This is a genomic window from Nocardia sp. NPDC047038, from assembly GCF_040644075.1.
GTDB classification, from domain to species: domain Bacteria; phylum Actinomycetota; class Actinomycetes; order Mycobacteriales; family Mycobacteriaceae; genus Nocardia; species Nocardia sichangensis.
Genome location: NZ_JBEYVQ010000006.1, coordinates 225,008 through 244,982, shown reverse-complemented (window position 1 = coordinate 244,982; position 19,975 = coordinate 225,008). Strand labels below are relative to the sequence as shown.

At 66.0% G+C, this 19,975-nt stretch carries 13 protein-coding genes; 7 read left to right on the top strand and 6 right to left on the bottom strand.

The features are described 5' to 3' along the window. Window positions 1–16: 16 nt before the first annotated feature. Complete coding sequence (locus ABZ824_RS22345; protein WP_356965114.1) at window positions 17–487, top strand: MarR family transcriptional regulator; 471 nt, start codon at window positions 17–19, stop codon at window positions 485–487. 1,040 nt (window positions 488–1,527) lie between these two features. On the opposite strand, the gene ABZ824_RS22340 is transcribed toward ABZ824_RS22345, so the two are convergent. Continuing rightward, window positions 1,528–1,758: a hypothetical protein gene (locus tag ABZ824_RS22340; protein WP_356965112.1), complete on the bottom strand. Its 231-nt coding sequence runs from the start codon at window positions 1,756–1,758 to the stop codon at window positions 1,528–1,530. A 22-nt stretch (window positions 1,759–1,780) separates the two neighbouring features. Here ABZ824_RS22340 and ABZ824_RS22335 point away from each other — a divergent pair, with 22 nt between their 5' ends. Next, window positions 1,781–2,002: a hypothetical protein gene (locus ABZ824_RS22335; protein ID WP_355072857.1), complete on the top strand. Its 222-nt coding sequence runs from the start codon at window positions 1,781–1,783 to the stop codon at window positions 2,000–2,002. Window positions 2,003–2,027: 25 nt separating this feature from the next. Here the strand turns inward: ABZ824_RS22335 and ABZ824_RS22330 are convergent, their stop codons facing one another. Continuing rightward, window positions 2,028–5,462: an aminoglycoside phosphotransferase family protein gene (locus ABZ824_RS22330; protein ID WP_356965110.1), complete on the bottom strand. Its 3,435-nt coding sequence runs from the start codon at window positions 5,460–5,462 to the stop codon at window positions 2,028–2,030. A 135-nt stretch (window positions 5,463–5,597) separates the two neighbouring features. Here ABZ824_RS22330 and ABZ824_RS22325 point away from each other — a divergent pair, with 135 nt between their 5' ends. The 3 genes from ABZ824_RS22325 to ABZ824_RS22315 all read left to right on the top strand — a co-directional run bounded on the left by ABZ824_RS22325 (window position 5,598) and on the right by ABZ824_RS22315 (window position 10,936). Continuing rightward, window positions 5,598–7,022, top strand: a complete 1,425-nt coding sequence (locus ABZ824_RS22325; RefSeq protein WP_355072853.1) for a WGR domain-containing protein — start codon at window positions 5,598–5,600, stop codon at window positions 7,020–7,022. Between the two features lie 131 nt (window positions 7,023–7,153). Then, window positions 7,154–8,644: a serine hydrolase domain-containing protein gene (locus tag ABZ824_RS22320; RefSeq protein WP_356965108.1), complete on the top strand. Its 1,491-nt coding sequence runs from the start codon at window positions 7,154–7,156 to the stop codon at window positions 8,642–8,644. Window positions 8,645–8,740: 96 nt separating this feature from the next. Further along, a complete protein-coding gene (locus ABZ824_RS22315) occupies window positions 8,741–10,936 on the top strand; it encodes an elongation factor G-like protein EF-G2 (RefSeq protein WP_356965107.1) in 2,196 nt (731 codons plus the stop codon). A 100-nt stretch (window positions 10,937–11,036) separates the two neighbouring features. On the opposite strand, the gene ABZ824_RS22310 is transcribed toward ABZ824_RS22315, so the two are convergent. The 3 genes from ABZ824_RS22310 to ABZ824_RS22300 are packed head-to-tail and all read right to left on the bottom strand — an operon-like array spanning window position 11,037 to window position 15,626. Further along, a complete protein-coding gene (locus ABZ824_RS22310) occupies window positions 11,037–13,199 on the bottom strand; it encodes a hypothetical protein (protein WP_356965105.1) in 2,163 nt (720 codons plus the stop codon). Next, window positions 13,199–15,256, bottom strand: coding sequence for a type VII secretion target (locus ABZ824_RS22305; protein ID WP_356965104.1), 2,058 nt, complete (start codon window positions 15,254–15,256; stop codon window positions 13,199–13,201). The genes ABZ824_RS22310 and ABZ824_RS22305 overlap by 1 nt, the downstream gene beginning before the upstream one ends. After that, window positions 15,231–15,626 carry a hypothetical protein gene (locus ABZ824_RS22300; RefSeq protein WP_356965102.1) on the bottom strand — a complete coding sequence of 132 codons (396 nt, stop codon included), beginning with the start codon at window positions 15,624–15,626 and terminating at the stop codon, window positions 15,231–15,233. The genes ABZ824_RS22305 and ABZ824_RS22300 overlap by 26 nt, the downstream gene beginning before the upstream one ends. A gap of 343 nt (window positions 15,627–15,969) precedes the next feature. On the opposite strand from ABZ824_RS22300, the gene ABZ824_RS22295 reads away from it, so the two are divergent. Beyond that, on the top strand, window positions 15,970–17,268 hold the full coding sequence (locus ABZ824_RS22295) for an FAD-binding protein (protein WP_356965100.1): 1,299 nt from the start codon (window positions 15,970–15,972) through the stop codon (window positions 17,266–17,268). Beyond that, window positions 17,262–18,287: a hypothetical protein gene (locus tag ABZ824_RS22290; protein ID WP_356965099.1), complete on the top strand. Its 1,026-nt coding sequence runs from the start codon at window positions 17,262–17,264 to the stop codon at window positions 18,285–18,287. The genes ABZ824_RS22295 and ABZ824_RS22290 overlap by 7 nt, the downstream gene beginning before the upstream one ends. 169 nt (window positions 18,288–18,456) lie before the next feature. Here ABZ824_RS22290 and glnA read toward each other — a convergent pair whose 3' ends face one another. Further along, window positions 18,457–19,893, bottom strand: coding sequence for a type I glutamate--ammonia ligase (glnA, locus tag ABZ824_RS22285; RefSeq protein ID WP_355072839.1), 1,437 nt, complete (start codon window positions 19,891–19,893; stop codon window positions 18,457–18,459). Window positions 19,894–19,975 lie beyond the last annotated feature (82 nt).

Here is a 19,975-nt window from a genome sequence, read left to right as displayed (position 1 = left end):
GAGGTAGCCTCCCGCCATGCCTATCCGTGACGCGACACCGGACTACGCCATCGGCCCTCTCCTGCAGCGAGCGCACCGGCATGCGGCTGATGCGTTCAACTCGGCGCTCACGGCACTGGACATACAGGGCAGGCATTTCGGAGTGCTGATGACCCTGCAGCGCCTCGGCCCGATGAATCAGACACGGCTGGTAGAACATCTCGGCGCGGACAAGTCCGCTATGGTCCGAATGATCGATGATCTCGAGTCCAGAGGATTCGTAGAACGCTGCGACGACCCTGCCGACCGGCGAGCGGTCGCCGTCACACTGACCGAGTCCGGCACGAAGGCGTTCAAACAGGCGGAAACGATCGCCAAGGCCGCCGCCGACGACCTGCTCGAGGGATTCGATGCCGCTGAGCGCGTGCAATTCAAACGACTGCTGGGAAAATTCGTGAACGTTGCACCCAGTGACGTCGCACCATTGCCCGGCCGCGGACAACAATGAGCATCAGCACTTCGGAATGGGCGCCCTCCTTGCAGTGTGGAGGTTGAAGTTGAAGTGCAGGCCGATGTCCGGCGAACCCAGCTGGTGACTGGCTGCGTTCGGTCACATCGGAGAAGAAGATCCCGGTGTGCTCTTTCTGCAGCGTGACCGTCAGATGGGGGATGCCAGACAGTGCCGGTGCCCTGGTTCTCGACTCCCCACTCCAGGGTGTTGTCGACCTTCCGAACCGGATGGAACCAGCCCGCGCATCCTCCCCCTCGAAGTCCGGGCCTGCGCCTGGGCAGGCGCGGCGGCGACGCCCACAGCCGCCATGACGGCGGCGAAGGCAGCCACCGAACGGACACTCGTCGCCGTCAGCACGCGACGGATGATGATCGAAGTCGTGGTAGACACGGTGCTTCCTCCCAAAGCGATCCTGCCAGGACATAGAGCGGCAGAGTTCCCGAAACGGCACCTCCCCGTTGCGGTACCGCACCATCACCGCCGCGGTCACTGGGGCGAAGCAAGCCGAAGACGACCCACCGGTGCGAGTTCAGCTGGGACCGGAGCTTGCGGGGCACTCGCGCCTGGCGAAAGGTGGCGGGGTGCTGTGGTCGATAAGCGACGTACGCTGCCCCACAGACGATTTCGGCATCAACCGCAGTGCCTGTTGCGCCACGTAGTCGCCACGCGAACGGCCCATCAGCCCGACAACGGCCCATCGATGCAGGTCACACCGCTACTCCCGCCAGTGACAACAAACACAGCGCCGGGTGAACATAACCTTGCCCTATGCCTCGCTGGAGTACGCACCGACGGAAGCCGGCGGAGGTGGGCCGGCTGGCACGAGTCGGCGGGGATCCCGAATCATTCTCGGCAGCAACACTTTCCAGATCGATAACCAGATCGATCACCGTCGCCGCGAGTGGGCCCGGCGCATCGTCGAACGCGCACAACCAAGCACCGACGCCGCCGCGAGTACATCCGGGCGCACTCGCACCGAAGAGCGAATCCGACTCGCAGACCACGGCAACGGCTATGCCTTCGCTGCCACCACCACGTCAGGACGACGAGCCGCACCGGCTGCACCACTCGGGCGCGGCCGCTTTCGTCGGACTCTGCGTCGGCGTGGTGCTCCTGCTGGTGTCGGGGTGTCTGCTGGTGAACCACCCGACGGGGACGTCGGCGTCATCCACGGCGCTGCGCACCAGCGCACCCAGCACTCCGGCACCTACGTCCACCGTGCGAACGACCGCGCCGGTAGCCGCTCCCCCGCCCGTCCGGACGGGCATCGGTGTCACCTTCGGAAAGGTCGTGGCCAATGACGGCACGACATTGGTGGTCAGAAACGCGTTCACCAGCAGCAGCGTCAAAGTCCGCGCCGACGCCAACACCAAGGTGAACGTCCTGGTTGCCAAACAGGCGACGGACATCCGCGTCGGCGCTATCGTCGCCGTCTACGGACGGCAGTATCCCGATCACACGATCGTCGCGGAGTTCATCACCGGCATTTCGATCGGGGCCCCGACCCGGTGAGCACGGGCGTACGCGGATCGCCGCGTCAATCACGCCCGCGCAACGCCGCTTCCACCGCAGCGTCGTCGACCGGCTCGGTCTGTCCCCACACGTCTCGCGCCAGCCGCAGCTTTCCGCACATGCTGGCCACCAACGCCGCCGCGTCGGCCCCGTCCTGCCCGATTGCTTTGCGGTAGCGAACCGCATCGACGACAACCGATTTGACCCGCTCGTGTGCGAGGTAGGTCCGCAGGTCGCGACGCCACTGCCCGATCGCGGCCTCGGGCTCGGCGGCGACCCACGCGGCGAGGAACGCCTCCTGCTCTTCCGGCAGGTAGCCCATCTTGTGCAGATGCGTGGCCACATCGTAGACCGGGTCACCGTACAGCGCGAATTCCCAATCCAGGAATACGACCCGATCGTTTCGCACGATCATGTTCTTCCGGTGCACGTCGGCATGCAGCATTCGAAAAGGCCTGGCCTCGAGCGTGTCCCACGCCGCGAGGATGTGCTCGAGCGGCTGATCGGGCACACCCAAGCGGCGGTACAGCTCGCCGAACTCCGCACTGCTGTCACGGTGCACGCGGGCGGTGACGGCGGACAATCGGCGCGCGAACCCAGCGGGTTCGTCACCCCAGTCCGGCTCGACCGGCGGCAGTAGATCTCGGGGGATGCGCCGAAGTTCCCCGAACAGCGCCGCCACATCAGCCGGTACATGAGCCGGAACTCGGACCCCGCGCGGCGCGATGCGATCCAGCAGGTCGCCGTCGATGTAGTCGTGGATCTGATAGGCGGGGTGAACCGATTCCCAGCGCAGTCTCGGCGCCGCGGCGACGAAGGGCTCGATCGCGATCAGCACCGCGGGTTCGGGCCATTGCCGCAGGTCCATCACATCGGCGCCGGCTACCGGAATCCGCACGTTCACCGCACCGGCGACGCCGTCGACGCGGACGTTGTGGTTGTAGTACCCCGCGGCCGACTGCGATCGGGACAGCGCTTCGACGTACATCGCCTCGGCGTCGACACCGATCACCCGGGCGATCACGCGTGCGGCGTCGCGGTCCAATCCCGATCCGGGCGTCGGCGGCTGAATGCGCGACCGCGCGGCCGCCGCGGCTTCGGAGATGTCGGGTTCGGTCCAGCCGTACAGCGCCAGGACCGCTCGCGCGACGAGGACCAGCCCCGGATAAACGTTCGCCCCCTGGAATTCCGCGATGGCCCAGCGGGCACTGCGGACGGCATCCTCGCGCCTCCCGCGGCGCGCGAAGACCCCCGCGCGGAACAGTTCGGCCCTGGCCCGACCGGAGCGGTACCCGGCCTGCTCGAGAATCTCGCACGCTTCGGCGAGCGCGTGCTCGGCGGCATCCAGCTCCCCGAGCGACAACCGCGCCAGACCCAATGCGGTGTAGGCCTTTCCGAGTTCGTGCAACGCGCCGAGTTCACGCTGCCGCACGATCGCCGCTCCGGCGGCCTCGATCGCCCGGGCCGGGTCCGTGAGCGCCAAGAGTTCCGCCAGGTTCGTCGCGACATTCGCCTGTCCGACAACGCTGCCCGCGGCTCGATAATGGGTGTCGGCCTCCGTCAGATACCGGGCGGCGCGTTCGGTGTCGAACGCCAATCGGTAGGCGAGATGACGCAACCGGGCGATGTCGCCGAGGAACTCGTGGTCGTCCTCCGCCATCGCGACGAGCTCCTCGCACATGCTCAGCGCCTGACCGAATCGGCCCTGGCACATGTGCAAATCGGCCGCCCACTGCCCCGCGACGAGCCGGGCCCGCCCCGATCCGCGCGACCACACGTCGTGATAGATGGCCAACGCGTCGTCGGTGTCGCCGAGTATGCGGCGTGCGTTCGCCGCGGCGACTGCCAACCGCTCCGCGATCGGGCCGGTCCGGTCCAAAGCGACGTCCCGGGTGAGCCGATCGGCTTGTTTGGCGTCGCCGAGCAGCACCGCCGCTTCCGCTTCCAGGCACCGCGTGAGTTCCGACAGTTCCGCCATACCTGTCAGGTTCTCATGCGGATCGCTCAGATAGCGGTCCAGATCGCTGATCACTCCGCCGATGCCCTGGCTGCCACCCGCCGCCTCGATCCGGTCGACGTATCCCAGCAACGTCACGGCGGACAGCAGCCCGGACCGGACACCGTGATATCCCGCCTCCCGCAAGGCCGCGACCCGGCCGAGCGACCGTTCGGCGCGTGCGAACCACAGGTCGTGCAGCACCCCGTGCAGAGTGCGCCGGACGTCCGGATCCAAACGCCACTGCAACGCGTCCACCATCAATTGGTGCAGCTGGAAGCGCTCACCCTCGTCGTTCTCGTCCGCCGCGTACACGAACGAGTACGCGACCAGGGACTTCCACGCGGCGATGTGGTGCGGTAGCTCGAACTGCCGGGCGACCGCGGTGAAGATCTCCCGATCGAAGGTGCGCGGCAGGCCCAGCAGTTCCAGCATGCGAACTTCGTCGGGGCGCACGTGCTGGAGGAAACGCTCGAGAATCGTTTCCGGAGAGACCAATTCGGCGGGCGTCACCCAACCCGCGCGGGTACGGGCATCGATGGCCAGATGCAGATAGAACGGGACACCCGCGCTCGAAGCGGCGATCGCCGCGCGCTCGTCGGGATCCTCGATGCCGGAGGAGTCGAGCAATTCGAAGCGGGCGTCCATCGGCAGGTCGTCGACGGGCACGGCCCGGATGCGGCCCGACCACTCCGAGTCGTGCCGCTCCCAGCCCAGCGGCTCGCGGCTGGCGATCACCACCAACCCGGTGTCCAGCTGCGCGACCACATCGCGTAGCCAGGCATCGGACGTCGCCGCGCGGCCTTCACGATCGGCGCCGCCTATCAGCGCTTCGTAGGCGTCCAGGAAGACCACATACGGTTTCCCCTCCGTCCCGCTCTTCAGATCCTCCGCGAACAGGTAGGAGACGGCTTCTTCCAGGCCCGCGAGACTCAACCGGTCGAGTTCCCCGAGGACCGGATCGTGGCGGATCCGGTGGGTGCGGATCACCTTGCGAGCGCCGAGTTCGAGCAACCGGGTCGCGGTGCCGAAGACCGGGATGCCGGTGGCGTCGTTGAGGATCTCGGTCAGGATCTCGCTGTGCTCGGCGAGCGCGAGCGCGTCCGAGGTCAGGCGCAGATGCGGGTGCATGCGCTGCCACAACACCGCGCGGGCGATGTCGAAGCGGTGGAACTTGATCTTCTGCGCGCCGAACTGCATGCGCAGCACGGCGAGTCCGTCCGCGGCCTGGCGATGACTCGGAACCTGCAGGTCGAGCACCGCCGCCGGGTGTTTCTTGCCGACCCGCGCCCGCAGTTCGGTGACCAGCCGGGACTTGCCGATCCCGCCGACACCGCCGAGCAGCATGACGCGGGGATGCCCGGCGGCCTCGGCGAGCAGTTCGTCGAACCGGGTCAGCACCGGCGCGCGGTCGACGAACGGACGGCTGGTCGATCCCGGCTGGAACCGCGCGGTCAACACCATGGCGTACCCCCTCCTCACGAGCCCGGCACGATTGTGCCAGAGCCGGCCACCGGCGATCTCGCACGCGCCGTCGAATGTCGGTGCCTCTTGCTAACTTTCGTCTCGTTCTGATCTGACGAAAACAGGCGAGGCGCTATGACTATCGGGGGAACCACCTATCTCGAACTGTCCGAGGACAGTGGTACCGCGCACAAGTTCTACGAGGTGATCGTCGCGGGTACGCAAGTGAGCGTCCGTTTCGGTCGCATCGGGGAACAAGGGCAGACGAAGGTGAGTTCGTTCGCCTCCGAGGAGAAGGCGCAGGCGGCCGCGTCGAAGAAGATCGGTGAGAAGGTGCGCAAGGGCTACGCGCCCGCCGTGCTGGGCGCGCGGGCCAGGCGTCCGGTGACCAGGCGCGCGATCAGCAGCGGCCGCTCCACGGCGAAGGCGGCGCCCGTGTTGTGGAGTTTCGACTCCGGCGCCGCCGCCTTCGGCATCTTCGTCGACGAGCGCCGCTGCTGGGTCGGCAACGAGAGCGGCGACGTGTTCACCCTGACTCCCGACGGTGTGGTCACCGGCCGGTACCGCCTGCCGGATTCGGTCAAGTGCATCGTGGCCGACGACTTCTGGATCTACGCCGGCTGCGACGACGGGCGCGTCTACGACCTGTCGGGCAAGGTGCCGCGGGCGGCCTACGACATCGCGGCCGATGTCGACATCTACTGGCTCGACATTCACGACGGCATCCTCGGCGTCTCCGACCGCCAAGGCGGGATCACCGTGATCGACTACGAGGAGGAGTCGCTGTGGACGCGGCGCAGCACCGGCGATTCGGGCTGGATGGTGCGCATCGACGCGAACGGCGTCTACCACGGGCATTCCGCCGGCGTCACCAAGTACGACCTGGACAGCGGAAGCACCCTGTGGCAAATGGGCACCGGCGGCGGCGTCCTGTTCGGCTGGCAGGAATCCGACGCCGTCTACGCGGGCACCGCCCGTAACCAGGTCCGCATGGTGGCCAAGAGCGGCCGGGCCGAGCGCGTCTATCAGTGCGACGCCGCGGTCTTCTCCTGCGCCACCTCGCCCGACGGCCGGTATGTCTTCGCCGGCGACAACTACTCCTCGGTGTACTGCTTCGACGCCGCCGGGAACCGCGTGTGGAAGCTCGCCACCGGCTGCGGCTCGGCGTATTCCATGCAGTATCACGACGAGAAGCTGTACTTGGTCACCACGACCGGCACGCTGGCCTGTCTCGATGTCGGCGAGGCCGCCATCCGCGACGCCGAGCAGGGTGTGCTGCCCGAAACGGTGTCGGTGAAGGCTCCCGAGATCTCGGCGGTGGTGCCCAGCGACACCGTCGAGATCACCTCCGAAGCGGGCAGCGGAATCGTCGTGGAGTGCGTGAGCCAGGGCAGTTCGCTGCGCGTGCGAGTCGTCTCTCCTGGATATCACCAGGGGTGGAATGTTCAGTTCCCCAAGGATATTCGTCTGGCCGGGGCTCGTTACGTGGTCGACGGCATAGCGGAGTCGGCGCGCGGCGGCTTCTACCGCGTCCGTGGGGACATCCGCCGGTTGTCCTGAACGGCAGACGTTCCCGAAGGAGGCGTTCCTCGCACGTCGGCGCGAGATGTGCGAGGGACGTCCCTGATGGGAACACGGCGGTTCGGTGGTTCTGACACACTGACAAAAGCGCTATCGAACAGGGGGGCTCGATGAGGGGACGATTCACATCATTGTGTGCGGTCGCCGTGGCGCTGACGACGGTGGCCGCGCTGCTGGCCGGATGCGCGTCGGACGAGCGCGAGGAACGAGGCTTTCCAACCGAGGCAGCCGAGCGGATCGACCGCATCGTACGGCCGCAGATGGACGCGCGGCTGGCCCCCGGGGTACTGGTCGCGGTGCACGACCCGAAACGGGGTTCCTTCGTCAGGGCTTACGGCACAGCGGATCTCGCGACAGGTCGTCCGATGGACGTAGCGGATCATGTCCGGATCGGGAGCATCACCAAGACGTTCACCGCGACCGCGGTGCTGCGCGCGGCCGACGAGGGCAAGCTCTCTTTGGACGACGTGCTGGAACGATATGTGCCGGGAGTGCCCAACGGCGGCACCATCACTCTCCGCGACCTGCTCGGCATGCAGGGCGGCGTCTGGGATCTCCGGGACTATCCGGCCTTCGCCGAGCAGTTCGACGCGGGGCCTACGGCATCCGAATGGCACGAGGGCGACCGGTTACGCGCGATCATCGCTCAGCCGGAGCGGGCGAAGCCACCGCGTACCCGCGTGGAGTACTCGAACTCCGAGTTCTACCTGCTGGGTCTGGTGCTCGAGAAGGTCTTCGGGAAGCCGGTGCCCCAAGTCATCGGTGAAGTCGTCGCCGCGCACGGGTTGCGCGCCACGACGTATCCCACCGACGCCACCATGCCCGCGCCTGAGAGTCGCGGGTACTCCTACTTCGACGAAGCGCCCACCGACGTCACCGCGCGGACCGCCCCGGCGCTCTTCGGTGCGGCGGGCACGATGGTGTCCACGATCTCCGACCTGGCCGACTACGCCCGCATGCTCGGCCGCGGCGATCTGCTGAAACCGGAGACCTTCCGGGCCAGGACCCAGTTCGCCGGAAACCTGCGCTACGGACTCGGCATGGTGGAGTCCGGCCGCTGGCTCGGCCACAGCGGCGCGGTGCTGGGCTACACCACCCACATGGGCTATCTCCCCGAGCAGGACGTCAGCGTCACCGTCGCGGTCAACGAATTCACTTCTCCACCCCTGCTCGGGGTGACCGCCTCGGTCATCTGGTTCGGCATCGCCCGTCAGCTGTATCCGGGCACGGTGCCCGACGCCCCGGCGAACGCCCAGCCCGATCCACCGGTGCCCACGGTCACCGATCTCGACAATCGACTACGACAGACGCTGGACCCGGCGGTTCCCACGGAGCGGAAACCGCTGCGGATCGCGGACGACGACAAGGACCCGGAGTTGATCACCCGGGTCGCTCAGGCCTTCACCTCGATCACCACGACGGTCGGCAAAGCGACCGGCGCGGGCGGTTACCTCCTCGCGACCGTCGTTCTCGCCGGACCGAACGGCCGCCGTCCGACGATCGTGCCGTTCGTCTCGCGCGACGGCTCCTGGCGTATCGACCGGTACTGGGCGTGCGAGAACATCGCCGGGACCGGGCCGCCCTCGCCCGCCTGCGAATGACCGGCTCCGCGCCCTGATCTGCCGATTCGTCGACGGAACGCAACGCCCGGTGGGAAGGTGGATGTACGGCAGGTGTCGGGCGAAGGAGCGAGACACATGGTGGACAAGACCAACGGAGCTGCCGCGGGCGACGGCGGCGTGATGACGGCGGACCGCCCCGAGCAGATTCGCAACGTGGTCCTGGTCGGGCACAGCGGGTCGGGAAAGACCACGCTGGTCGACGCCATGGCGCTCACCGCGCGGGCGGTCAATCGCGCCGGGCGGGTCGAGGACGGCACCTCGCTGTCGGACTACGACGAGATCGAGCATCGCCAGCACCGATCCGTGCAGCTGTCGGTGGTGCCGGTGGCGTGGGGCGGCATGAAGATCAACCTGATCGATACGCCCGGATACGCGGACTTCGTCGGCGAACTGCGGGCAGGGCTGCGCGCGGCGGATGCGGCGCTGTTCGTCATCTCGGCGGCCGAGGGCGTAGACGGGATCGCCGGAGCGACCAGGGCGCTGTGGGAGGAGTGCGCCGCGGTCGGGATGCCGCGTGCGATCGTGATCACCCATCTGGACACGGCGCGTGACGAGTACGACGTGATGACCGAGGCCTGCCGCACCGTGCTGGGCGGCGGCTCGTCGGAGAGCATCCTGCCGCTGCACCTGCCCGTGTACGGCCCGAAGAATCCGGACGGTCACCGGCCGGTCACCGGCATGGTGGAGCTGCTGCCGCACTGCGTTGGCGACTACTCCTCCGGCGAGGAGGTCCAGGGGGACCCTTCGCCCGATCAGGCGCCCGCGCTAGAGGAGGCGCGCAATCGCCTCATCGAGGGCATCATCGCGGAAAGCGAAGACGAGAGCTTGATGGAGCGCTACCTCGACGGCGAGGAGATCAGCCTGGCCACGCTGGTCGCCGACCTGGAGCGTGCGGTCGCGCGGGGCAGCTTCCATCCGGTGCTGTTCGCCGCGCCCGCGCCCGAAGGGGCGAAGCAAGGCCTCGGCACGGTGGAACTCCTCGACCTGATCACCGGCGGCTTTCCGACGCCGGTCGAGCACCCCATCACCGCCGCCAACGGCGCGCAGCCGCATCCGCTGCGCTGCGACCCGGACGGCGAGCTGGCCGCCGAGGTCATCCGCACCGCGTCCGACCCGTACGTCGGGCGAGTCTGCATGGTCCGCGTCTTCTCCGGCACCTTGCACGCCGACGACACGGTGCACGTCAGCGGGCACGGCCTGGAGGATCGCGGCCACGAGAGCCACGAACTGGACGAGCGGGTCGGCGCGATCTCGGCTCCGTTCGGCAAACAGCAACGCCCGCTACGCCAGGCCATCGCGGGCGACATCGCCTACGTCACCAAACTCGGTCACGCCGAAACCGGCGACACCCTCTCGTCCACCGACAGCCCCTTGCGGATCGAGCCGTGGCCGATGCCCGATCCCCTGCTGCCCATCGCCATCAGCGCGCACAGCAAAGCCGACGAGGACAAACTGTCGCAGAGCCTCGCCCGGCTCGCCGCCGAGGACCCGGCGCTGCGGCTGGAGCACAATGCGCAAACCCACCAGCTGGTGCTGTGGTGCCTCGGCGAAGCGCACCGCGACGTAGCGTTGGAACGATTGCGGACCCGGTTCGGCGTACAGGTGGACGTGACCGATCACCAGGTGGCGTTGCGAGAGACTCTCGCGGGCAAGGCGACCGGGCGCGGCAGGCATGTGAAGCAGTCCGGCGGACACGGCCAGTACGCCGTGTGCGAGATCGAAGTCGAACCGCTACCCGAAGGGTCCGGGATCGAGTTCGTGGACAAGGTGGTCGGCGGAGTGGTCCCGCGCCAGTTCATTCCATCGGTGGAGAAGGGCGTCCGCGCGCAAGCCAACCGCGGATTGACCGCCGGATATCCGCTCGTGGACGTGCGCGTCACCCTGTTCGACGGCAAGGCCCATTCCGTCGACTCCTCCGACGCCGCCTTCCAGACCGCGGGCGCCCTCGCCCTGCGTGAGGCAGCGGCGGCCGCGGGAATCAGAGTGCTGGAGCCGCTCGCCGAAGTCTGGGTGCTGGTCACCGACGAATACGTCGGACCGGTGCTGAGCGACCTGTCCAGCCGCCGCGGTCGCGTCCTCGGCACCGAGCCGCACGGCGCCGGACGCACGCGAATCCACGCCGAAGTCCCCGAGCTGGAACTCAGCCGCTACGCCATCGACCTGCGCTCGATCTCCCACGGCACCGGCGACTTCACCCGTAGGTACGCGCGCCACGAACCGATGCCGAACCAGGTCGCCGCCTCGGTGCGGGGCGAAAAGGCACGAGCGTAGTCCGCTCGGCTCGTACCTTCACCCACTGCACCGTGGACGGCGAAGACACCGCCGACTGCCGGCCTCTGGCCGAGTTGCCACCGGCTTCTGCTCCGGCCACTCAGACCTGCGGTGGCGGTCCGACAGGCGGTGGGCCGGCGGGTGGCGCCGAGCTCACCTTCGGCTGAGGCAGCGCTGTAGCTCCCGGATCGGCGGTATTGGAACCGACATCCAGACCCGTCGGGTGGATGAAGCCCGCGAAATTCCCGTACTTCTCCACCAGCGGGGGGTTATTGGGCTCCAAGGGAACGAGCCGGCCCTCGTCGAGGACGAACAGCCCATGCTCGTTCCTGACGATCAGCGCACTGTGTCTCTCCCACTGGAGAATATCGCCCGTCTTCAGTTCACCAGGACCATTGACCACCGCGGGCGGATGTTCCGCCGTGATCTCACCCGCTGTCCCCTGGTATGCGGATATCGCATCGAGAGCGGTGTTTTGCGTCTGCTTCCGCAATGCCTCCGCGACCGGCGGTGACGCCTGCACCTTCGTATCCCCGATTTGGACCTCCGGCGTCGTGCCGGGTGCCGTTATCGGAGGCGGGGTGCCCGCGTACGTCGCCGCCGTCACGCCGGGAGGAGTCCCCTGTTGCACTGCTTGATTCGCGGTAGCCGCCTGGGCGTTGCGTTCCCGCTCGCGCCGACGATCCCGCTCCTCCTGCCGATCCCGCTCCTCCGCTCGGTCGTAGGCGCGGTCGTCGCCGGGCTGACGATTCCCTTGATTCATCATGCCGCTCATGGCACTCATCATCGCCATCTGCTGCATCGCATTGGCCATGCCATTATCGCTGCTGGCGGGCGTCGCGGTAGTGCCGACGGGCGTGGCGTTGGCGCCCGTGGTGCCAGTTCCGGAGTTACCGTATGGCGACGACGAACCGCTGGTGGTCGGGTAGCCACTCGAGGTGGATGTACCGGTAGTGCCGTTGTCGGAGACTGTCTGGGTACCCGAATCGGTCGTCGTGCCCGAGGTATCGGTGGAACCGCCGAGCAGATCGTCGTACGTGGAACTCCAATCGTCGTTCGTGCTGCCGGCCTGCTGGGTCGAGTTGCTCGTGTTCGGCGGCACATAATTGTTGTTGCCGGTGTTGTTGTTGCCGGAGTTGCTGTTACCGGCATTATTGTTGCCAGAGTTGTTGTTATTCGAGTGGTTGTTTTTCGAGTTGTTGTTCTTATTATCGTCGCCACTGTGGTCGTCGGCGTCTTCGTCGTTTTTATTGTCTACGTCGGCAGCCTTCTTCTGGAATTCCTTGGTCGCTTCCGCATAGGTCTTATCCCAATCTTCGGCAGCTACGTCGATAACGCTGACGTAGTATCTTTGTTCCGCCTCGGGGGTCAGATAGTATTTGCCATCGCCATCTTTGGCAGTATTCTTCTCGTAGACTGTGACCTGCGTCCGCTGTTCAGGGGGACCGCCGGAGCTTTCCGTGATCTTTGTGCCGGTATGCGTAAGATCCGTAGGCTCGTAATTGAGGTCCTTTACGAGTTCGTCTTTGATACCCACGAGTTTTTTGAAGGTGCCGTCTTTGATCACCTTGGTGTCGAAGGTGTCGAATTTGACTCCCTTGTGCTCTTGCTCGTACTTGGTCTTCCGCTTCTCCATCCGGTCGGTCAGATCCATATGCTTGTCCCGGATATTCGACCAGCCGGCCACGCTCATGGCACGGTCGTCATCGAGCACGTTGCTGAAGTCGGGCGCCGACTTCGGATTACGGATGCCGAGGGTGTCGAATCCCTTCTGCATCGTGTATTCAGTGTCTTTGATCAGCGCTATCAGTTGCGCACTGGCACCCTTGGGTATCGGCAGTTCGACCGGCTCCGCATGTTTGCCCTCCTCCTCGTCCTCGCCCGGCAGATCACTCAAGTCCCAATCTTCGTCTACTCCCCCGAACTTCGGCGTCTTGGCGGTTTCCTCATCCTCCTTCGCCTTGATGTAGAGTTCCGGGTCGTCGGCGTCGAGAGCAGCGATGAGATCTTTGTATTTTGGGTCATTTTTGAGATCACCGGCATCTTCGACGAGCTGCTTTTTCACCTCCTCGGAAAGCCCGAGGTCAGACCATGCGGGTGTGAAGGTGAGTTTATTGAAGGCCTGCCTGAACTCGTCCGGATTCAATCCGGCCAGTGCATCCAACGAGTTCTTGGCTTGGTCGTCCTGGAAACCGCTGGGATCCCAGGTCCCCGGCTCGTAGTCCTTTTTTATCTGACCGACGACGTCGTCTACCTTGCTCATCAGGCGCTCCTCTGCTCTCCGGAGCTCTCAAACCCCGCCAGACCTTTCGGCAGTTCAGCGATGGACGGGGCAGCCCCACCAAGGCCGATGGGACCGAAGACGTCGGAACTTGGTCCGACCCTGCGGACGACTTCGACCTGCGGGACCGCTGCACCCGCACCGGTCGTCTCCGTCGCCACCCCCGGGAAGAGCGGATGCTCGGCTATCTGGCCGTAGCTGTAGAGCGCATCGCGCAAAGTCTGCCGGTCGAGTTCGCTTGCCGCGAGTAACAACAGCAGCTCGTCGGCACGGCGCTCGAAAACCATGCCGCGCACGGCTTCGGTGCCGGATACATCCGAGCGGACACCGACGGGTACGTGCGACACGTCGACCCGCCGCGACCGCAGCGTCGCTGCCATCATGTCATCGGCGGCGCGTAGGTCGTCCCACCAGCCCGCCGGGATGGGCAGGTCGGCGCGCAGTGCATCGAGGATTCGTTGCCGCCGGGCACGGTGTTGGGAGATCTCCCTGTCGACACCGGAGATGGCGGCGCGGACCTTCGTATCTGCGGCTCGCGCCAAATCGAGGCATTTGGCCCGAATCTCCGTTTCTGGCACCGTCGCCGCATGTCGTAGCAATTCGCTCGAACCGCCGAGTGCGAGCCGGTCGACAAGTCCGACACCAGGGGAGGCGAGGTCGACGGCAGACTCCGCGGCGGATACCGAGCCCTCGATGGCGACACCATCCCCCAGTGCTGCGCGCAGATAGTCGGAGATAGCTGCAGACGACACCAAAGCGCTGAGCCGGAGTTTGCTGCGGCGCAGCAAGCCGAACTCGGCGAGTATCCGGGCCGGGTCGGTGGTGCCTTCCAATGTCGCGACGGCCTTCCGAGCCGTGGCGCCGAAGACGGAGTCCCACGCCCACGGCACGGCGACCTCCGACGGCAGGAACAGTCCGGGCGGCAGCCAGCCACGACCCTCGGTGGAGGTCAGCAAAACGATGGGCCCGAAAGGGGTGCGCCCCACTCCCACAGCCCATTCCAGACCGATCGCCGAATCGGACACAGCGGCAAGTGTTGCGGCGAGAAGGTTACGAGCGAGCACCAAGTCGTCGTCGACATGCTCACCCACCACGAACGATAGTGACGCCTGCTTCTGCTCGGCTGCGTGGGCAGCAGCCGCGAATGGGCCCGGCGCCAGCGGCTCGGGCGCCCTGGGGGCAAAGGCTGCGGCACCGGCGGCGGTCGTTGATGGGAACATGCCCGGCACCATTGGCGTGGACGTTCCGCCGCCCACGCCCGCAGCACTGCTCACGTCGACACCCGTGCTCGCGGCGTTGTTCACGTCGACGCCCCAACTCGCGGCATTGTTCACGTCCACGCCCGTGCTCGCGACACCGTTCACGTCGACGGTCGGAGCGACGGGTATGCCGGAGATTTCAGGCTCCGGCATACCGACCGAAAGCGGCGGCGTCCAGCTAGGTGCGGCGGTGGTGACGGCGGCGTAGACCGGCGGTGCCGATGCAGTCGGCGGCAGAGGCGCCTGGTTGGAGTGGCCGGTCTCGTCGGGCATGCCGGTGGCGTCGGGTGTCGCGACGGAAGATCGACCTTGCTGGGTGCCGTCCATTATCGGCGGGGCCGGGCTGGTGTCCACCGGTGCGGCGGAATGTGTTGGCGCGTTGGAGGCCGGGCCGCTCGGCGGGCTTTTGTAGTCGAAATCGCCCGCTTTGCTGACGTGGTGCTTGCCTGCCTCCTCACCGGCTTCGAGTGCTGCCGCCGACGCGAGCAACTCATCTCGCGTGCGCTCATGCTTGCGGGCGAGGCGTTCCGCCTTGTCGTGGCGTCTCTGGTAGTAGTCCACCAAAGCACCCCGTACTGGATCGGCAATCGAGCCGTAGGTGTTCTTGAAGTTGGCGAGCCAGTCGTGCGGGATTTCCCCCCACTTCCGGATGTTCGCTGCGATCAGTTCGTGTCGCTTGGCGACTTCGCGCAGCTGGTCCGGCTCAACATCCAGATAATCGGGCATGCTCGATCTATTCCTCCCACCGGCTGTCTCAGATCGATTGTTCCGCCTTCCCAAAGTTGGGGACCTGCTCATCCGAGCTGGTCCCGGCCCGCCGTTCCCGCATGACCTCCGCGAGCGGCCTCGGTAGGTTGTCGGTGTCGTTCATGGTGATGGCATACTGTCGCCGCGCGTCCGCGGCGCTCTCGGTGATGGCGGCCATGATCTCGGCAGCCAGTTCCTGATTGCCGAACCGGGAGCAGGTGCCGGGCGCCAGATACAGGTCTCGCAGCCGTCCCACGGCGTCGACCTCGGGAATGACCAAGCCGCTCGGCGACGGACGTCGGGCGAAGATGTCGTCGACTCGTTCGCGCACCTCGGCGATGCGGTGCCGCAATTCCCGCGTCGTCGCGAGTGCGGCCTGTACATCAGGGTGGATGTCTCTCATAGATCCTCACTCATCCGTCGGCAGAATCCTCGCCTGTGCAGCGACCGACCAACGAGCCTCTTCTCATCCACGACGTCGGCGACGCCGTTGACGAGTGCGTCCGGCCCCATCGAATTCGCTGGCACCACAGGATGCGTCGTTCTTCACCGCTGAACAATACCGATCGACCCTATCTGCGCGGAGTCCATGGGCAACCAATCGTTCCCCACACTGGGAAGCGGCCATACTCGGTGCCAGGCGGTTTCCCGCAGCAAAGACCATCAGTTCCCGCGAGGTTCCCATCGACGAGTTCGCCACCGATTTCGGCGGGCTGCGACGCGCCACCCCACGGGCCGTCCACCGAATGCCTTCCGCTTTTCCGTCCGCACTGCTCAGCTCCGGTCGACGGCTGACCCTGCGTGGAGCGGGTCATTCCTGCGACGGCCAGACTGTCACGGATCGCGACCTGCTGGTCACCTACGCGCCGGACACCGCGAACCGGCAAGTGCGGGACATCGGTGACGGCCTGGTCGAGGTTCCCGCCGGGATGAGCTGGTACGGCTTGGAACGATATCTGAACCGCTGCGGCAGAACTTTCCCCGTGCTCACCGATTACCTGGATCTGTCGGTGGGCGGAACCCTTTCGGTGGGCGGGGCCGGGATCAACTCGGTGCGGTACGGCATGCAAGTCGATCATGTGGAGCGAATCCAGCTGACCGACGGAACAGGTACGAGTCGCTGGTGTTCGCGAACCGAACATCCGGAGTTGTTCAGGTTCGCGCTCGGCGGGCTAGGTACTGTCGGCCTGATCGAACGGGTGGTGCTGCGTACCGCGGTGTACCGCCGGTACACCCATGTGCACCGCACACAACATGGCACGCTGACCGAACTCGTCGAACACACCGAACAGGTCGCACAGCGCGACGATGTCGACGCCTACTGCGCGTACATACGCCCCGGCTTGCCCTTCTCCTTCACCGGCTGGAGCGGCAGCGATATGGAGCGATGCACCGACAAAAGCTGCTGGATCGTGTCCGATCTACCGTTCAGGGGCAAATACGACAACACCCGGACGGCCGCCCCGCCCCCTGACCACGTGCGCCTGTGGACCGACTACGTTGTACCTGCCGGGCAGCTCGCACCGATGCTCGCGGCCGTCGAGGCACAGCGACAGCGAGCTTTACAGGACCGTCTCACGACGTTGTACATCCTGATCCTGCGCCGCCCTCCCGACCCGACTCCGTTCGCCTTCGCCCCGGTCGGGAGTGCTCCCACCTCGATCGGACTGGGCCTGTATACCTCGGTCCACCGCGACCCAACTGTCACCGCTGCCACTCGCAAGATGTTTCGGGGCCTTCTCGAACTCTGTTGCGAACTGGGAGGGCGCCCTTATCTTTACGGCGTCAACGACCTCGACGACTTGCTGGCCGAGCAACTCTATGGAGCTGACCTGGATCGGCTTGGACACCTACGCTCCTCACACCGCTTGGAACATGTCAACGCACACCTCCCGCTGGTGAGAGCTGCCCGGCATGACCGGTCCGGCTCGATCACCGCGGGCGACCAGCGCACACCCGCTCCCGTCTTCCCTGTCGATGCTGCCGCCGTCCCCGCTGCGCAGCCCGCACATCCCGACCCCACTGGGCAGTCCCCACGATGGTGACGACCGAAGCCGCCGGAAAATTCCTGGTCGACTTGGCCGAGCGGTTGATGCCGCATCGTGACCCAGCGTTCATCCGCGCCATGATGGAACGCGCCTGCGGAGGACGGCTGGACGAAAAAGCACCGGATGGACGCAGAGCCAGCAGGCTGACCCCCACCGGCATTCCGTTGGAAGTCAGTGTGTCCGGTGGCCGAGGAGAGTTCACCCCCGCCATTCGCTATGTCACCGAGACCGCGACGCAGGAGACGGAGTTCGGCCCTCGCCTCGCCGCTCAACTCGCCGCGATCCGCGATCTCGTCGCATGGTTGCCGAACGGAGACGAGACGGTCGCGGACCTGCTGCAGTCCTTCGTCACGACGCTGTATCCCGCGCCCGCGAAAATTCCGGCGCGGCATCGGTTCGTTACGTGGACAGGGGTTGTCCACCATGCCGCGGCGCCACATCACGCGGCACGCCTCAAGGTATACGGCGATCCGATGATCGTTCCGGGAGCTTTGGACCGGTTGTGTAGTCGATGGCCCGGGTTCACCGGATTGGCGTCGGTACCCGACCATGAGAAGCTCATTGTGCCTGTTGGCGCCGCCATCGAGGTGGACGCGAAGGGTGAGGTGAACCACAAGATCTATCTGAAGGCCCGATACAACGACGTCGCGGTACCGATGAAACTGGTCCGCTACTTCGGCGATGCGGCGTGGAAAGTGCTATCCGAACTGGTTCAGTGCGGCGTCGACGCTGCCGAGCTGCACCGAGACGACTTCTTCGTCTGCTGTGCACGCGGCACCGGCGATCCTGCCTTCAGCCTCTACTTGATCGCGAACCGACACAACAACCTGACCGGGCTCGTACGCGAACTCGCGTCCAGACACCACGGCACTACCCATGCCGTCGACGCCCTGACCCTGGCAGCGGAATCGGCTGGAGCAACGTGGCGTTACTCCGGAACAGGACTGGGCTTCTCGGCGGAACACGGCATCGACAAGCTCAACGTCTACGGCACACCGACATGGAGTACCGCGTAAAGGTCCGTCCCTGCAGGGCCTCCATCAGCTACTCCTCGGCCCAACGCAAAATAAGTCCGCCCGTTTCGCGATCGGTGAAATGATCACGAAACGAACGGACCAGCTGGAACCTCCTGCGGACGGAGGACCTTGGTTGGATCCTCCGCCGCAGGTCAGAAGCCCGGAAAGCTTACACGTCGAAGTACAGCTCGAACTCGTACGGGTGCGGCCGCAGGTTCACCGGGGCGATCTCGCCCTCGCGCTTGAGGGTGATCCAGGTCTCGATCAGGTCCTCGGTGAAGACGTTGCCTTCGGTGAGGTAGTCGTGGTCCTGCTCGAGGCGGTCGATGACCGACGAGAGGCTGGTGGGGGCCTGCGGGATGTTCTTGGCCTCCTCCGGCGGGAGCTCGTAGAGGTCCTTGTCGACCGGGGCCAGCGGCTCGATCTTCTTCTTGATGCCGTCCAGGCCGGCCATCATCATGGCGGCGAAGGCCAGGTACGGGTTGCCCGAGGAGTCCGGCGCGCGGAACTCGAGGCGCTTGGCCTTCGGGTTGTTGCCGGTGACCGGGATGCGGACCGCGGCGGAGCGGTTGCGCTGCGAGTACACCAGGTTGATCGGGGCCTCGTAGCCGGGGACCAGGCGGTGGTAGGAGTTCACCGTCGGGTTGGTGAACGCCAGCAGCGACGGCGCGTGGTGCAGGATGCCGCCGATGTAGTGGCGGGCCAGGTCGGACAGGCCGCCGTAGCCGGCCTCGTCGTGGAACAGCGGCTTGCCGTCCTTCCACAGCGACTGGTGCACGTGCATGCCCGAGCCGTTGTCACCGAAGAGCGGCTTCGGCATGAAGGTGACGGTCTTGCCTTCCTGCCACGCGGTGTTCTTGACGATGTACTTGAACAGCTGCAGGTCGTCGGCCGCGGCGAGCAGGGTGTTGAACTTGTAGTTGATCTCGGCCTGACCGGCGGTGCCGACCTCGTGGTGGCCGCGCTCCAGCTCGAAGCCGGAGTTCTGCAGGTTGGTCGAGATCTTGTCGCGCAGGTCGACGTAGTGGTCGTAGGGCGCGACCGGGAAGTAGCCGCCCTTGTTGCGGACCTTGTAGCCGCGGTTGCGGGTGCCGTCCGGGTTGAACTCCGCGCCGGTGTTCCAGGAACCCGAGACCGACTCGATCTCGTAGAAGGCGCCGTTCATGGCCGAGTCGTAGCGGATCGAGTCGAAGATGTAGAACTCCGCCTCGGGGCCGAAGTACGCGGTGTCGGCGATGCCGGTGGAACGCAGGTACTCCTCCGCCTTGCGCGCGACGTTACGCGGGTCGCGGCTGTAGGCCTCCCGGGTGAACGGGTCGTGCACGAAGAAGTTGAGGTTCAGCGTCTTGGCGGCGCGGAACGGGTCGACACGCGCGGTGGAGAAGTCGGGCAGCAGCAGCATGTCCGACTCGTCGATGGACTGGAACCCACGGACTGAGGAGCCGTCGAACGCTAGCCCTTCTTCGGCGAGGTCGGTGGTGAAGGCCTTCCCGGGGATCGAGAAGTGCTGCTGCACACCGGGCAGGTCGCTGAACCGGATGTCGACGTACTCGATGTCCTCGTCAGCGATGAATTTGATGACCTCGTCGGCCGTGCTGAACGTCACTTGTTCTCCTTACGGATCGGTTCCCAGCCAGTGTCGCTTGCATGGGTTCGTCGCGACCAGACGCTATGGATGCCGTGTTTCC

Coding starts and splice junctions, on each gene's coding strand:
- ABZ824_RS22330 (WP_356965110.1), bottom strand. CDS start 5,462: ATGGTGTTGACCGCGCGGTTCCAGCCGGGATCGACCAGCCGTCCGTTC.
- ABZ824_RS22315 (WP_356965107.1), top strand. CDS start 8,741: ATGGTGGACAAGACCAACGGAGCTGCCGCGGGCGACGGCGGCGTGATG.
- ABZ824_RS22310 (WP_356965105.1), bottom strand. CDS start 13,199: ATGAGCAAGGTAGACGACGTCGTCGGTCAGATAAAAAAGGACTACGAG.
- ABZ824_RS22325 (WP_355072853.1), top strand. CDS start 5,598: ATGACTATCGGGGGAACCACCTATCTCGAACTGTCCGAGGACAGTGGT.
- ABZ824_RS22290 (WP_356965099.1), top strand. CDS start 17,262: ATGGTGACGACCGAAGCCGCCGGAAAATTCCTGGTCGACTTGGCCGAG.
- ABZ824_RS22320 (WP_356965108.1), top strand. CDS start 7,154: ATGAGGGGACGATTCACATCATTGTGTGCGGTCGCCGTGGCGCTGACG.
- ABZ824_RS22300 (WP_356965102.1), bottom strand. CDS start 15,626: ATGAGAGACATCCACCCTGATGTACAGGCCGCACTCGCGACGACGCGG.
- ABZ824_RS22345 (WP_356965114.1), top strand. CDS start 17: ATGCCTATCCGTGACGCGACACCGGACTACGCCATCGGCCCTCTCCTG.
- ABZ824_RS22340 (WP_356965112.1), bottom strand. CDS start 1,758: ATGCCCGTCCGGACGGGCGGGGGAGCGGCTACCGGCGCGGTCGTTCGC.
- ABZ824_RS22295 (WP_356965100.1), top strand. CDS start 15,970: ATGCCTTCCGCTTTTCCGTCCGCACTGCTCAGCTCCGGTCGACGGCTG.